The sequence below is a fragment of the Actinomadura atramentaria DSM 43919 genome (genome assembly GCF_000381885.1).
In the GTDB taxonomy this organism is placed as follows: domain Bacteria; phylum Actinomycetota; class Actinomycetes; order Streptosporangiales; family Streptosporangiaceae; genus Spirillospora; species Spirillospora atramentaria.
In genome coordinates, this window is the sequence record NZ_KB907209.1 from 495387 (window position 1) to 509107 (window position 13721).

General features: G+C 74.1%; 17 protein-coding genes and 1 CRISPR repeat array. Of the genes, 6 read left to right on the forward strand and 11 right to left on the reverse strand.

Features of this window, described 5'->3' with window-relative positions; translation table 11 throughout:
* Positions 1-30: 30 nt before the first annotated feature.
* Positions 31-651, forward strand: coding sequence for a DUF1444 family protein (locus G339_RS0106250; RefSeq protein WP_019630220.1), 621 nt, complete (start codon positions 31-33; stop codon positions 649-651).
* Positions 652-749: 98 nt separating this feature from the next.
* Positions 750-2225: an AMP-binding protein gene (locus tag G339_RS0106255; protein ID WP_019630221.1), complete on the forward strand. Its 1476-nt coding sequence runs from the start codon at positions 750-752 to the stop codon at positions 2223-2225.
* A 9-nt stretch (positions 2226-2234) separates the two neighbouring features.
* On the opposite strand, the gene G339_RS0106260 is transcribed toward G339_RS0106255, so the two are convergent.
* A complete protein-coding gene (locus G339_RS0106260) occupies positions 2235-3977 on the reverse strand; it encodes a serine/threonine-protein kinase (protein ID WP_033322341.1) in 1743 nt (580 codons plus the stop codon).
* Between the two features lie 83 nt (positions 3978-4060).
* Positions 4061-4732 (reverse strand): TetR family transcriptional regulator, encoded by a 672-nt coding sequence (locus G339_RS32780; RefSeq protein ID WP_019630222.1) that lies wholly within the window; start codon positions 4730-4732, stop codon positions 4061-4063.
* A gap of 191 nt (positions 4733-4923) precedes the next feature.
* Between G339_RS32780 and G339_RS0106270 the strand changes: the two genes are divergently transcribed.
* The gene (locus G339_RS0106270; protein ID WP_026341195.1) at positions 4924-5196 is read left to right on the forward strand and encodes a hypothetical protein; all 273 of its coding nucleotides are present in this window, start codon (positions 4924-4926) and stop codon (positions 5194-5196) included.
* 130 nt (positions 5197-5326) lie between these two features.
* Entirely contained in the window at positions 5327-5632 is a 306-nt protein-coding gene (locus G339_RS0106275; protein WP_019630224.1) for a DUF6504 family protein, read from the forward strand.
* Between the two features lie 4 nt (positions 5633-5636).
* On the opposite strand, the gene G339_RS0106280 is transcribed toward G339_RS0106275, so the two are convergent.
* The 4 genes from G339_RS0106280 to G339_RS0106295 all read right to left on the reverse strand — a co-directional run bounded on the left by G339_RS0106280 (position 5637) and on the right by G339_RS0106295 (position 8634).
* Complete coding sequence (locus G339_RS0106280) at positions 5637-6317, reverse strand: DUF4328 domain-containing protein (RefSeq protein ID WP_033322343.1); 681 nt, start codon at positions 6315-6317, stop codon at positions 5637-5639.
* A 104-nt stretch (positions 6318-6421) separates the two neighbouring features.
* Entirely contained in the window at positions 6422-6778 is a 357-nt protein-coding gene (locus G339_RS0106285; RefSeq protein ID WP_019630225.1) for a hypothetical protein, read from the reverse strand.
* A 3-nt stretch (positions 6779-6781) separates the two neighbouring features.
* Positions 6782-7450 (reverse strand): response regulator, encoded by a 669-nt coding sequence (locus G339_RS0106290; protein ID WP_019630226.1) that lies wholly within the window; start codon positions 7448-7450, stop codon positions 6782-6784.
* The gene (locus tag G339_RS0106295; RefSeq protein ID WP_157407373.1) at positions 7447-8634 is read right to left on the reverse strand and encodes a sensor histidine kinase; all 1188 of its coding nucleotides are present in this window, start codon (positions 8632-8634) and stop codon (positions 7447-7449) included. Before G339_RS0106295 ends, G339_RS0106290 begins: the two co-directional genes overlap by 4 nt.
* 118 nt (positions 8635-8752) lie before the next feature.
* On the opposite strand from G339_RS0106295, the gene G339_RS38585 reads away from it, so the two are divergent.
* Entirely contained in the window at positions 8753-8968 is a 216-nt protein-coding gene (locus G339_RS38585) for a hypothetical protein (protein ID WP_157407374.1), read from the forward strand.
* Positions 8969-9091: 123 nt separating this feature from the next.
* Positions 9092-9373: a hypothetical protein gene (locus G339_RS38590; protein WP_019630229.1), complete on the forward strand. Its 282-nt coding sequence runs from the start codon at positions 9092-9094 to the stop codon at positions 9371-9373.
* 126 nt (positions 9374-9499) lie between these two features.
* On the opposite strand, the gene gdhA is transcribed toward G339_RS38590, so the two are convergent.
* The 5 genes from gdhA to G339_RS0106330 all read right to left on the reverse strand — a co-directional run bounded on the left by gdhA (position 9500) and on the right by G339_RS0106330 (position 13695).
* On the reverse strand, positions 9500-10849 hold the full coding sequence (gene gdhA, locus G339_RS0106310) for an NADP-specific glutamate dehydrogenase (protein WP_019630230.1): 1350 nt from the start codon (positions 10847-10849) through the stop codon (positions 9500-9502).
* Positions 10850-11079: 230 nt separating this feature from the next.
* Positions 11080-11259 carry a DUF397 domain-containing protein gene (locus G339_RS0106315; protein WP_019630231.1) on the reverse strand — a complete coding sequence of 60 codons (180 nt, stop codon included), beginning with the start codon at positions 11257-11259 and terminating at the stop codon, positions 11080-11082.
* Between the two features lie 115 nt (positions 11260-11374).
* Positions 11375-11563, reverse strand: a complete 189-nt coding sequence (locus tag G339_RS0106320; protein WP_019630232.1) for a DUF397 domain-containing protein — start codon at positions 11561-11563, stop codon at positions 11375-11377.
* On the reverse strand, positions 11560-12387 hold the full coding sequence (locus tag G339_RS32785) for a helix-turn-helix domain-containing protein (RefSeq protein WP_019630233.1): 828 nt from the start codon (positions 12385-12387) through the stop codon (positions 11560-11562). The genes G339_RS0106320 and G339_RS32785 overlap by 4 nt, the downstream gene beginning before the upstream one ends.
* A 336-nt stretch (positions 12388-12723) precedes the next feature.
* Positions 12724-13056: a CRISPR direct-repeat array (repeat unit 28 nt; unit sequence GTTCTCCCCGCGCAGGCGGGGGTGTGCC).
* Between the two features lie 108 nt (positions 13057-13164).
* Positions 13165-13695 carry a carboxymuconolactone decarboxylase family protein gene (locus G339_RS0106330; RefSeq protein WP_019630234.1) on the reverse strand — a complete coding sequence of 177 codons (531 nt, stop codon included), beginning with the start codon at positions 13693-13695 and terminating at the stop codon, positions 13165-13167.
* Positions 13696-13721 lie beyond the last annotated feature (26 nt).

Genomic DNA, 13721 nt, shown 5'->3' on the forward strand with positions numbered 1-13721 from the left:
GCGCAACCCCGTCCCCAGGAGGAGCAGCTCGTGACCGAGCGGACCGAACAGCGGACCGACCTCGTGGTCCCGTTGCCGAAGGCGCGGGTTCCCGCCGAGGTCCAACTGGAGTTCCCGCTGCCGCCGGGCGAGGAGCCCGTCCGGGAACCGTTCGCCGGGGACCTGTACGTCACCTACGCGTTCGAACTGCCCGACGACGGCGGCGCGCGCCGCCGCTACGAGCACGTCGCCCCCCGCCACTGCGAGGAGCTCGGCGTCGCCGCGGGCGACCTGCGGGCCCTCGCCACCGCCAACCTCCGCGACCGGCGGCGGGAACTGTCCCTGGACTGGTATCCGGACGTCCGCGCCGTCACCGTCACCCTCGGCGGGGCCGGGCTGGAGGCGGCGCTGCTGCTCGACGACGGGTTCCTGGAGAAGCTCGCGCAGGACGTCGACGGCGACCTCGTCGTCGCCGTGCCCGCCCGCGACGTCCTCGTCGCCTCCGGAACGGGCCACCCCGACGGCATCGAGAAGCTGCGCTGGGCCGTCGGGCAGGTCTGGTCCGACGGGCGCGGCGAGGACGACGCCGCGCCCGGCCGCGACGTGCCCGTGGGAACGCTGCTGGTGCGGGACCTGCTGGTCCGCCGGGAAACGGGCTGGGAGGTCTTCTAGACCGCGCCCCGGCGGGCCGGTTTTTTCGCGAACCGCCCGTGTCGGTGCGCATACCCGGCGTAGCCTCCTGTTCGTCCCCGAGCAGGAGGAGCCACGTCATGGACGGAAATCTCGCGGACGTGCTCGCGCGGCGGGCGCGGACCCGGGGCTGGTGGGACCGCCCGCTGTTCCACACGCCGGACGGCGCGCTCGCGCACGGCGCGGTCCACGACGCGGCGGCGCGCGCGGCCGGAATCCTGTCGGCGGCGGGCGTGCGGGCGGGCGGCCGGGTGCTCGTCGCGCTGCCCGACTCGCCGGGGTTCGTCGCGGCGCTGCTCGGCACGGTGCGGCTCGGCGCGGTCGCGGTGCTGGCGGGCCCGGAGCAGAGCCCGGCCGAGCACGGGTTCGTCGCGTCGGACGCCGATCCGCGCGCGGTCGTGTGCGCGCCGGAGCTGTTCGAGCGGTTCGCGGGACGGCACATGCTGACGGCGGACGACCTGGCGGACGAGCCCGCGTCCGTCCCGCCGCCGGAGCCGGTCGGCGCGGACGCGCCCGCGTACGTGCAGTACACGTCCGGGACGACGGGCGCGCCGAAGGGCGTCGTCCACCGGCACGGCGACCCCGAGTGCTTCGTGCGGGCGCTGGCCGAGGGCGCGCTGGCGATGACGTCCGGCGACGTGGTCCTGTCCCTGTCCAAGGCGTGCTACCCGTTCGGGCTGGGCGCGACGGTGTTCTTCCCGATGTTCCTCGGCGCGTCGTCGGTGCTGTGGCCGGACGCGCCGACCGTCGCGGGCGTCGCGGACCGGGCGCGGCGGCACCGGCCGTCGCTGCTGTTCACCGTCCCGACGCTGTACGCGCGGCTGGTCGCGGAGGGCGGCCCGGACCTCGCGGCCGCGTTCGGCTCGCTGCGCGCGGCGCTGTCGGCGGGGGAGCCGCTGCTGCCGTCGCTGGCGGCGCGGATCGAGGACGCGTTCGGCTGCCCGGTGCTGGACGGCCTCGGCAGCACCGAGGCGGGCTGCACGTTCGTGTCGAACACGCTGACGCGGCGGCGGCGCGGCGCGCTCGGCGTCGCGCTGGACCCGTACGAGATCGAGGTGCGGGTGGACGGCCGGGTCGCGCGGCCGGGGGAGACGGGCGTCCTGCACGTCCGGGGCCCGGCGGTGACGCGCGAGTATCTCGGCCGCCCGGAGGCGACGGCGGAGGCGCTGGGCGGCGACGGCTGGCTGCGCACCGGCGACCTCGTCCACGTGGACGCGGACGGGTTCGTCCACCACCACGGCCGCGTGCGGGACCAGGTCACGGTGCTCGGCGAACCCGTCGCGCCGGTCGAGGTCGAGCGGGCGCTCGGGCGGCACCCGGCGGTGGTGGAGGTCGCGGTCGTCCCGGACCCGGACGGCGACCTGCGCGCGTTCGTCGTCCTGGACGGCGGAGCCCCGCCGACGCGCGCGACCGAGGACGAGCTGATCGGCTTCGCGCGCGCGGGCCTGCCCGCCCACAAGGTGCCGCGCTCGGTGGTGTTCATGGCCGAGATGCCCCGCACGTCCACCGGCAAGATCCGCCGCGCGGCCCTCTCCCGCACCGGCCGCGGCGCCTGACGCGGCGGGTCAGTCGATCTCGGCGATCTCGAAGTCGTCGAAGAGGGCCGTCATCGTCTCCGACGACTGGCTGACGCGGGCCAGGGCGAGGCCCGCGTTGGCGTTCGGCAGGATGGCGCTCTTGTCGGTGACCGACCCGGTCTGCTTGCCGTTCAGCCAGAGCCGCAGCCTGACCTCGGTGCCCTCGTCGTTCTGCTCGCAGGCGATCTGGACGGTGTTCTCCTCGCCGGGCCGGTAGCCGGGCGCGTCCCCGGAGCGGTACAGCTCCTTCGAGCCGCCGTCGCGGGCGACCTTGCGGATGACCGTGCCCTTGCCGTCCTTGCGGACGAGGAACTGGTAGCCCGTCTCGTGGGACGACGAGTCGTCGCCCCGGCAGTACAGCCCGAACTGCCCGTAGTCCGGCCCGGCGGTCACCCGCACGTTCGCGGTGACGAGCGCGCGCGTCGGCAGCGTCCGCTTCTTGGTGTCGACGGGCGAGTCGGTGACGTTGATGTCGTCGGACGAGCGCAGGTCGACGCGGTAGTGGCCGTTCTCGTACCCCTGGTCGGGCCCCGGCGGCGCGTAGTCGTTGCCGTACCAGCCGGTGGTGTCCTGGCTGAAGTCGTCGTTGAACACCGGTGCGGTGTGGCCGGGCGGCCCGCCGGACGACAGCACCGCCCACAGCGCGACGCCCGCGACGAGCGCGGCCGCGACGACCGCGCCGCCGATCGCCAGCGGCCGCGCCGAACCGCCGCCGGACGGACGCGGCGGCACGGGCGGCGCGGCGGGCGGCATGCTCCGGTCGTGCTGCGTCGGCGCGCCGCCGAGCTGCGCGGTCGGCGGGACGTTCCGGTCGCGCGCCGGAACCGTCGGGTCCGCGGCGGGCCCGGGACCGTGCCAGCTCGCCTGCACGGTCTCCGCGAGCTGCGCCGGGTTCGGCCGCGGGTTGCCGACGAGCCGGCTCAGCAGGTCCTCCACCGAGGGGCGGCGGCGCGGGTCCTTGTCCAGCGCGGCGGACACGACGTCCCGCAGGTCCGGGTCGAGCCCGTCCAGCGCGGGCGCCTCGTGCGCGACCTTGTAGAAGATCTCCGGGATCGACCCGCCGTCGAACGGCGCGCGCCCGGTGCCCGCGTACGCGACGACGCAGCCCCAGGAGAACACGTCCGACGCGGGCGTCACCGGCTCCCCGCGCAGCAGCTCGGGCGGCAGGTAGTTCGGGGTGCCGACGAACTGCCCGGTGCGGGTCGGTCCGTCGCCCGCCGGGGCGTCCAGCGCCCGCGCGATGCCGAAGTCGATCACGCGCGGCCCGGTCGCGGACAGCAGGACGTTCGCGGGCTTGAGGTCGCGGTGGACGATCCCCGCCGCGTGGATCGCCGCGAGCGCCGTCGCGACGCCGACCGCCACCCCCTCCAGCTCCGAGCCGGGCAGCGGCCCGCGCTCGGCGACGGCGCGCTCCAGGCTGGGCCCGTCGATGAACTCGGTGACGACGTACAGCGGGTCGCGCTCCAGCTCCGCGTCGACGACCGGGGCGGTGCAGAACCGCCGGACCTGCCGCGCGGCGGTGACCTCGCGGCGGAACCGCTCGCGGAACGCCGCCTCGCCCGCCAGCTCGGTGTTGATCACCTTGACGGCGACGCGCCGCCCCGCCGGGTCCTCGCCGAGCAGGACGGTGCCCATGCCGCCCCGGCCGAGCCGCGACAGCAGCCGGTAGGGCCCGAGTTCCCGCGGGTCACCGGCGGCGAGCGCGTCGTTCTCTCCTGCGTACGAGGTCATGATGGTCCAGGGGGTCTCTCGGGGAGCGCGTGTGGGGAAACCATAGCCGTCCCGCTCCCGGCGGGAGGAATCGGAAAACGCGGTCAGGCCCAGTCGCGCATGGCCTCGCGCGCGACCCGCGTGCAGTCGGTCATGCGGCGCGCGATGGCGTCGGGGTCCCACACCTCCAGCCGCGCGCAGCGCTCGAACGCGACCCGCATCGTCGCGACGTGGAACGCGACGATCAGCTCGGGCCGCAGGTCCTCGGCGGGGTCGACGCCCTCGCGTTCGGCGACGACGCGGGTCAGCGCCTCCTCGGCCGCCTGGAACCGGGCCATCTGCGCGGCGAGCAGCACCGGGTTGCGCTCCATGACCTGCCGGACGCCGCGGAACCGCGCGACCCCGGCCGCGCCGCTGTCGGCGACCGAGCGCAGCATCGACCGGGTCGCCTCCGCGAGCGCGGTGAACGGCCGCTCGGCGGCGGGCCGCTCCCGGACGGCGCGGATCAGCACCTCGTCGAAGTCGGCGAAGAAGCCGGTGAGGACGTCCTCCTTGGTCGCGAAGTAGCGGAAGAACGTCCGCTGGGAGACCTCGACGGCCGCGACGATCTCGTCGATCGTCGTCTCCTCGTAGCCCTGGCGCAGGAAGAGGTCGAGGGCGGCGTCGATGAGGGCGAGCCGGGTGCGCTGCTTCTTGCGCTCCCGCAGTCCGGCCGGGGACGGGTCCGTCCGGGCGTCCTTCGGCGAGGGCAGGCCGGGACCGGGGACGGCGGTCATCTCTGGGGGCTCCTTCGCGCGGGGCTCGCTTTTTCCAGTGGGTCTATCACGAGCGGTCCGGGCCCGTCTTCGTCGGCCGCGCGCGTAAGCATCTCGTGACCATCTGTTCCGTGACGCGGACGTGACGCACGGGAAGGAACGAGCCGACCGAGCCCCAGCGAACCCCTTTCACCCCGAGGCGGCTGATCACGGTGTCCGTAGCCCGTGCCCACGACCCGGCGCAGGTGCGCCGGCACCATCTCGCGCTGCTCGCCCGCGCGGTCGGCGCGCGCGGGCTGCACTGGCGGCTGGCGGGGCCGGAGGAGTCCGTGCTGGCGGTCTCCAGTCCGCGCACCGGGCACCAGGTGATGATCGTCGCGATGCCCACCGGGACCGGCTGGTCGTATCTGTGGACGGGCGGCGGCATCGCCGACGTGGCGGACGCCGACCGCGCCGCCGACGCCATCGCCCACCGCCTGACCTGACGTTTTCGCGGCACCCCGAGGTACTGTCCGGTCTCCGGCCGCCCTAGACTCCTACCGAACACATGTTCGAGAACCGCATGACTTCCCCCGTGCGGCGCTCGGGACGCACCTGGGAGACGGGGGGAAGCCGATGACGCGCGTGTACGCGGACCGGATCGAGGTCGAGGCGGCGGACGGGGTGCCGGCGGCGTTCGGCCGGCCCGGCGCCGGGCCGGACGGCCGCTTCGCGGTGCTGCGGGTGCTGGAGCACTGGATCGTCGCGCCCGAGTGGTGGCGCATGGAGGCGGCCGAGCCGGGCCGCGCCGACGCGGGCACGCCGGACGGGCCGGTGGAGTACTGGCGGGTCGAGGCCGTGCGCGGCCGGTCCGCCGCCGTCTACGAGCTGCGGCACGAGGCGTCCGAGGGCTCCTGGCTGCTCACCCGCGTCTGGGCGTGAGCGGTCAGTCGTCGCGGACGACCTGCAGCCGCGTGATGTGGAACACCGTCACCATGCAGAGGGCGGCGGCGAGCGCCTGGCACGCCGCCGCCGCGACGCCGAGGTGGACGTCGAAGCGCGCGTCGGCGAGCGTGTCGGCGTGCGCGGCGCCGAACAGCCGGGCCAGCAGCAGCGCGAGCAGCAGGCACGTCCACCAGCCCGCGACGACGACGCCCGCGACCTGCCGCTCGGCGGTCCGGTAGCGGCCGCTGTTGACCCACACGTCGTACACCACGCGCGGCGGCAGCCACAGGTTCACGACGGGCAGGACCCAGCCGAGCACGACCCACGCGCGGTGGTGGTGGTGCGGGCCCGGCGACTGCCGGTGCGCCCGCCACAGCCAGCCGAGGTACAGCAGCCCGGTCAGGCCCGCGAGGACGGCGCAGACGGCGAACACGTCCGCGTACGGCGCGAGCGCCCGCCCGGTGCCGACCGGGTCGTAGGTGTCGTGCGTCTCGGTGCGCAGCGGGCGGCCGACCCGCAGCAGGCTGATCCCCGACCCGAGCGCGATGAAGGCGTTGAAGCCGAGCAGCATGAACACCGCGACGCCGACGGCCCGGAAGTCGCGGCGGCGCGCCCACGCGCCGCAGTGCGGGCAGCGGGCGACGGTCCTGGGGATGATGTCGCCGCACAGCGCACACGGCATGATCCACCTCCCCGGCGCTTTGCTCGTACTTGTCCCGATCCTACGTACCGATGACCGGACATCGACCGCATTAACGGGTCAAGCGCGCACAGGGCCGGGAGAGGTCAGCCGACGAGCGCGGTCCCGGCGGCCACCCCGCCCGCCGCGACCAGCAGGAACGCCGCGAGCCGCGGCCAGCCGCCCGCCGCGACGAGCCGCCGGGGCCGCAGGCCCGTCGTCAGCAGCAGCGACCACCACGCCGCCGCCAGGCCGACCGTCAGGAACAGCGACCCGAACCCCACGAGCGCGGGCAGCAGCACCGCGGTCGGGGCCGTCAGGACGTGCGCGAACACCGCCGGTCCGCGCACCGACTCGGGCAGGCCGCGCACCAGCCCGGCCAGGACCCCGCCCCAGCCCGCCGCCGCGAGGAGCCACAGGACCACGACGGCGAACGGCAGTCCCGCCAGCGATTCCGGTGCCACCCGCTACGCGCCCCCGCGCACGAGACCGGTCTCCCACGCCCAGGCGGCGACCTCCACGCGGTTCCGCACGTCGAGCTTGCGCTGCACGCTGCTCAGGTGCGTCTTCACGGTGGACGGGGACACGAACAGCTCCGCCGCGATCTCGTCGTTGGTGCGGCCGCGCGCGACGAGCCGCACCACGTCCAGCTCGCGCTCGGTCGGCCGCTCGGCCGGGGCGGCGCGGCCCGGCGGGGACGCGGCGGGCGGCACCGCCAGCCGCGCCAGCAGCCGGACGGTGATGGACGGGGAGACCAGCGCCGCGCCCTCCGCCGCCGCCCGCACCGCCTCGACGAGCAGCGCCGGGCCGCTGTCCTTCAGCAGGAACCCGGCCGCGCCGCCGCGCAGCGCGCCGTACACGTACTCGTCCATGTCGAACGTCGTGACGATCACGACGCGCAGCGGGTCCGCGACGCCCGGCCCGGCCAGCAGCCGGGTCGCCTCCAGGCCGTCCATGCGCGGCATCCGGATGTCGAACAGGCAGACGTCGGGCCGCAGCGCGCGGGCCAGCTCGACGGCGCGGACGCCGTCCTCCGCGTCGCCCACCACCGTCATGTCCGGCTGCGAATCGATGATCATGCGGAAGCCGGCCCGGACCATCTCCTGGTCGTCGGCGATGAGCACGCGCAGGGTCACGCCCTCGATTCTCGCAGGGCCGGGGCGGCGGGCAGCACGGCCGCCACCCGCCAGCCGCCGCGCGGGCCCGGCCCCGCGCGCAGCCGCCCGCCGAGCGCGGCGACCCGCTCGTCCAGTCCGGCCAGGCCGAACCCGCCGGACGGCAGGCGGCGGCCGCGGCCCTGGCCGTCGTCGGTCACGACGACCTCCACGTCGCCGCCGCGCCGCCGGATCTCCACGCGCACGGCCGTGGCGTCGGCGGCGTGCTTGCGGACGTTGGTCAGCGCCTCCTGCACGATCCGGTGCAGCGTCGTGGCGACCTCGGGCGGCGGCTCCCCGACGTCGGGCGCGACGGCCAGCGACGCGGGCGGCTCCGTCCAGTCCCCGACCAGCTCGGCGACCTGCGCGAGGCCGCCGACCGGGCGCAGGCCGTCCGCCGGGTCCGCCGCGCCGCCGCGCGCGTCGCGCAGCAGCCCGACCATCCGCCGCATCGACGTCAGCGCCTCGCCGCCCGCCTTCTCGATGGACGCGAGCATCGCGTCGAGCTGCTCGGGGCTCTGCGCGGCGCCCGACCCGGCCGCGAACCGCGCCGCCTGCGCCTGCACGACGATCCCGGTGACGTGGTGGGCGACGAAGTCGTGCAGGTCGCGGGCCAGCTCCAGGCGCTCGTCGCGGCGCGCGGCGGCCAGCGCGCGGACCCGCCGCTCGTCCAGCGCGCGCAGGTAGAACCCGACGCCGATCGCCACGGCGACGAGGACGGCCAGCGGCGGCACGGTGACGACGACCAGCACCGGCCGCGCGAACCGCGCCCCGAGCAGCAGGACCGAGCCGGACGTCAGCGCCGTCAGCACGACCAGCCGGTCGCGCGGCGCCTTGTGGACGGTCCGCACCACGAGGACCAGCAGCCCGGCGATCTCCAGCGCCACCGCCGGGTTCGCGGGCACCGGCCGCAGCGTCAGCACCGCGACCGTCGCCGCGCCCGACACCGCCGCGACGCCGCCCGCCCACGCCAGCACGTCCCGGCGGACCAGCGCGCCGACGACCGCGAGCGCCGCCACCCCGCACAGCGCGAGGTTCAGCGGCGTGCGGCCCCCGGCGAGCACGGACGCGAGCAGCACCAGCGCGGAGCAGCCCCACACGGCCACCCGCAGCAGGCAGCCGCCCACCGAGTGGACGCGGTCCAGTCCGCCGGCTCGTTCGTTCACGCCTCCCGAGGCTACGACCTGCGGCGCACGCGGGGATCGGCCGAACGGACTACCCGGCCAGGAAAGTGTGGACGCCAGGTCGATGCGGCCCGCCCGCGCATCGTCGCAGGCTGGGGGCATGGACCTCGTCATGCCCCTCGTCTTCGCCCCGGCGGTGCTGTTCTTCCTCGCGTTCGTGTTCTACGCGGGACTGGCCGCGCCGCTCCTGGACATCACCGAGCCGCTGCGGGAGCGCCGCCGCGCCCGCCTCGACGCGCCCGGCCCGGACGGCGGCCGCGCCGGGAATCGGGGCGCGGAAATGTCGGAGGCAGGCCATAACGTGAGTGTTCAGTGAGACGCACGCCACGGAATAAGTGCCGGGGGATCGGGCTTTTTCCTGACGCGTCACCGGGTATGACCCGGGCGTGAGACGCGCGCTCGGAACCGGTGTCCGCGGCGCGCTCGGAAAGGGGTAGCAGTGAACGACACAGTCCCCGGGGAGACGTTCCATCTGACCCGTCCGCGATTCCGTGGGCCCGCCGAACGCACGCTGGTCGAGCCGCGGCTCGGCGCGGTGTCCGGCCTCGCGCTGAACGGCTACGCCGAACCGGCCGCCGTGATCGAGCCCGTGGTGGGGCCCGTGGTCGAGCCTGCTCCTGAGCCTGTCGCGCTGCCGGTCGGCGCGCCGTCCGCACCGCCCGCACCGCCCGCCCGCCACCGCCCCGCCCACCGCCGCCGCCGGGTGGCCGCGGCCGCCTGACCGGCGCGGGCCGAGCCGGGGGCCGGTCCCGCCGCACGGCGATCATCGTGAAACGCCGCCCGGCCCGAATTCACGGATTCGGGGCGGGCGGCGTTCTCGAATTGTGACCTGATCTCCGTTTGGACGTCAGATGACGCCGAGGGCCAGCATCGCGTCCGCCACCCGGGTGAATCCCGCGATATTCGCGCCCGCCACGTAGTTGCCGGGGGAGCCGTACTCCTCGGCGGTCTCCAGGCAGCGCTGGTGGATGCCGCGCATGATGTCGTTCAGGCGGTTCTCGGTGTACTCGAACGTCCAGGAGTCCCGCGAGGCGTTCTGCTGCATCTCCAGCGCGCTCGTCGCGACGCCGCCCGCGTTGGCGGCCTTGCCCGGCCCGAACAGCACGCCCGCCTCGGCGAACACCTCGACGGCGTCGGGCGTCGCGGGCATGTTCGCGCCCTCCCCGACGGCCAGGCAGCCGTTCCCGGCGAGCGCGGCGGCGTCCGAGCCGTTCAGCTCGTTCTGCGTCGCGCAGGGCAGCGCGATGTCGCACGGCACGTTCCAGATCGAGCCGTCCGCCGCGACGCGGGCGTCGCCGCCGCGCGCCTCGGCGTAGTCCGCGACGCGGCCCCGGCGGACCTCCTTGACCTCCTTGAGCAGGTCGAGGTCGATGCCCTTGCCGTCCACGACGTAGCCGCTCGAATCCGAGCAGGCGACGACGGTGCCGCCGAGCTGGTGGACCTTCTCGATCGCGTACAGCGCGACGTTCCCGGAGCCCGACACGACCACGCGCTTGCCGTCGAAGGACTCGCCGCGCGTCCGCAGCATCTCGTCCACGAAGAAGACCGTCCCGTAGCCGGTCGCCTCCGTGCGGACCTGCGACCCGCCCCAGGTGAGGCCCTTGCCCGTCAGGATGCCGGACTCGTAGCGGTTCGTGATGCGCTTGTACTGGCCGAACAGGTAGCCGATCTCGCGGCCGCCGACGCCGATGTCGCCCGCCGGGACGTCGGTGTACTCCCCGATGTGGCGGTACAGCTCCGTCATGAACGACTGGCAGAACCGCATGATCTCCGCGTCCGAGCGGCCCTTGGGGTCGAAGTCCGAGCCGCCCTTGCCGCCGCCGATCGGCATGCCCGTCAGGGAGTTCTTGAAGATCTGCTCGAAGCCGAGGAACTTGACGATCCCCAGGTAGACGCTCGGGTGGAAGCGCAGGCCGCCCTTGAACGGACCGAGCGCGGAGTTGAACTCGACGCGCATGCCCCGGTTGATCTGGACGCGGCCCGCGTCGTCCAGCCACGGCACGCGGAAGATGATCTGCCGCTCGGGCTCGCAGAGCCGCTCGATGATCTGCGCGTCCGCGTACTCGGGGTGCTTGGCCACCACCGGCCCGAGGCTGCCCAGCACTTCGTGGACGGCCTGGTGGAACTCCAGCTCGCCGGGGTTGCGGCGCAGGACCTCGTCGTAGACGTCGTGCAGTTTCTCGTCAAGGACTGGCACCCTCGTATACCTCCAGGCTTCGGGGATCACCCGATCGCGAACGCGTCATCGCCCGCCGCCGCGCACGCGTGTGACCGGCGCGACGGGGGACGGCGCCAGGGTATTCCCCGCGCTCCCGGATGCGGAGACGGGGCACACCACCGAATCCACGCGCCCACCCGCCGCCCCGACCAGCACACACGACAAGGCCCCTCCAGCGGGTACGCGGGGAAGGGCCTTTTCGGGATCGGTCAGAGGGTCTTGATGCGGGCGAGGAGGGTGGCGGCTGTGGCCGGGCCGAGGACGAGGCAGCCAGCGTGGGGCGCTTTGCTGTCGCGGATGCCGACCTTGCCGTCCGCCGAGCTCATCTCCACGCAGTCGCCGTGGCTACCGCCGGAGTAGGAGGACTTGCGCCAGTTGCGCGGGGTCATGGTGTCTCCCGGTTTCTGGGGAGTCATCGCCGATGGTCTTGAGTCTGACATCCGGGGGGGTGATGTGGCGAGGCCCCTTTCCCGGGATTCGGGGAAGGGGCCTCGGTCGAGTGCGTCAGAGGGTTCTGACGTGGGCGAGGAGGGTGGCGGCCGTGGCGGGGGTGAGGGTGAGGTGGCCTGCGGTGGGGTTCTTGCTGTCGCGGATGCCGACCTTGCCGTCCGCCGAGCCCATCTCCACGCAGTTGCCGTGGCTGCTGCCCGAGTGGGAGGACTTACGCCAGTTGCGCGGGGTGAAGTCGGTCATTCGAAAGACTCCTGGATCGTCCGGAGAAGCTGGATGGTCAGGTCGGTGGGCAGCGCCACCGTCCGGATGGAATCGTAGGCCTCGCACAGCTTCCGGATGGTCGTGGCGTCGTTCGTCATCTCACCGGTGCCCGCCGTTCCCTCGCGCCAGGCGACGAGACGGCTGTCCTTGGCGTCCTCGATCACGGTGAAAGGACCGGCTTCCAAGCCGAGGTATCCCTTCGTGTGAAAGGGGATCACCTGGATGGTGATGTTGGGCTGCTCGGCGCGCTCGATGAGATGGGCGATCTGCTCCCGCTCGACGTTCGGGCCGCCCGGCATCCGGCGAAGGGCGACCTCGTCGATGAGCGTGGTCAGCCGGAGCGGATGCGGTTCCGTCCGGTCGAGGACGCCCTGCCGCCGCAGGCGCTCGGCGACGATGGACTCAATCGCCTCGGGCGTGATGCCTCCGGCCACGAGTGACCGGATGTAGGCCTCCGACTGGAGCAGTCCAGGCATGCCGCCCAGGGCGTACTCGCGCGCGGTGCGTCCTCGCGCTTCGTGTTCGGCCAGCGATCGTGCGGGCGGCGGGATCGTCTCGCGCTCGGCGACCTCCTGGTGCTCGCTGAAGTACGTCGTGCCGAACGCGAGGTCGAGGAGCTTGGCCGTCGCGCGGTCGGGGACCGCCTCGCCGTGCTCGAAGCGGCTGACCTGGGACTTGCTGCAAGCGATCTTCTCGCCGAGCTGTTCCAGGGTCCATTCCTTCTCATCCCGGTTCGTCCGGATGCGCCAGCCGTAGTGCTGGGGGAAGGACGCACTGGGGTCGAGCTGTTTGGGGGGCGTCACGGAATCTCCCACCTCTCACGCCGGGGAACGGTTCGATCTCAGAGCGTAGGCGTCTCCCGTCGATTCGGCCGTGGAAACCGAGAAGTGAGCGCAGATCATCTCAAGCACCGCGCGCCAGCCGCGCCAGCCAGACCACCGCCCACCCGCGCCGCCCACTCCCAGCCACCACCGAACCGAGCCCATGACCGAACCCCCGAGGCGTCGAGCCGTGGCGGCTCGCAAGAACAGCCCCGTCCCGTTCCCACCGTCGTAGAATCACCGACATAAGGCGACAGCTTCCGACCCACTTCCGGCATCAAACTGGTAACGGCCCCGCTCAGCCGCAGGTCGCGAAGTGTTCTCCCCGCGCAGGCGGGGGTGTGCCGCGGTGTGGGCCTGGGTCCTGGACCACCCTGACGTTCTCCCCGCGCAGGCGGGGGTGTGCCCAGGAGGCCAGGGCCACGGCCGACCTGGAGCTGGTTCTCCCCGCGCAGGCGGGGGTGTGCCGGCGCTCCGGGCGGGGGTCAGCCAGGAGGCGGCGTTCTCCCCGCGCAGGCGGGGGTGTGCCGATCCGACCCCACCCGCTCGGCGGGTCGAGGCGGTTCTCCCCGCGCAGGCGGGGGTGTGCCGGAGCGGTTCAAGGCGGCGACCCGCAACGGCGTGTTCTCCCCGCGCAGGCGGGGGTGTGTCGGACCGGGATCAGGCGCGCCTTGTCTACGACGGGTTTTCCCCGTGTGGGTGGGGGTGGTTCGGTCGGCGGTGGTTGCATGGCCGTTGGCGGGGGTGCGGGCGACCGGGTCAGGTGTAGCCGTTGGTGATGAGCGCGCGGGCCATCGTTGTGTAGGCGCGGTCGTCGGTGGGGGTTTGGGTGGCCAGGCCGTCGACGTAGCGGTTGAACATGCAGAATGCGGCGGCGATGAGGACCGTGTCGTGGATTTCGCGGTCGGTGGCGCCTGCGGCGCGGGCGGCGTCGATGGTCTCGGGCGTGACCGTGTGGCCGCTCTCGCGGACGGCTTCGGCTAGGCGCAGCAGGGCGCGCAGGCGCGGCGTGATCGGCGCGGTGTCCGGGTCGGCGCGGACGCGTGCGAGGACGTCCGCGCCGTCGTCCAGTTGCTCGATCGCGCACGCGCCGTGCGAGGACGCGCAGAAACGGCACTCGTTCAGCTCCGACACGTGCGCGGCGATCAGCTCGCGCTCGCCCAGGGACAGCGGGCCGGGGCCGCGAAGCAGCGCCTCGGCGAGGGCCCGCAGCGGGCCCGCGGTCTCCGGCGCGTAGGCGAGCAGCGACGGCAGTCCGGGCAGGTCGTTGCCGAGGTCGATGTGCGGCACGGGGCGCCTCCGAGGAAGAAGATCAT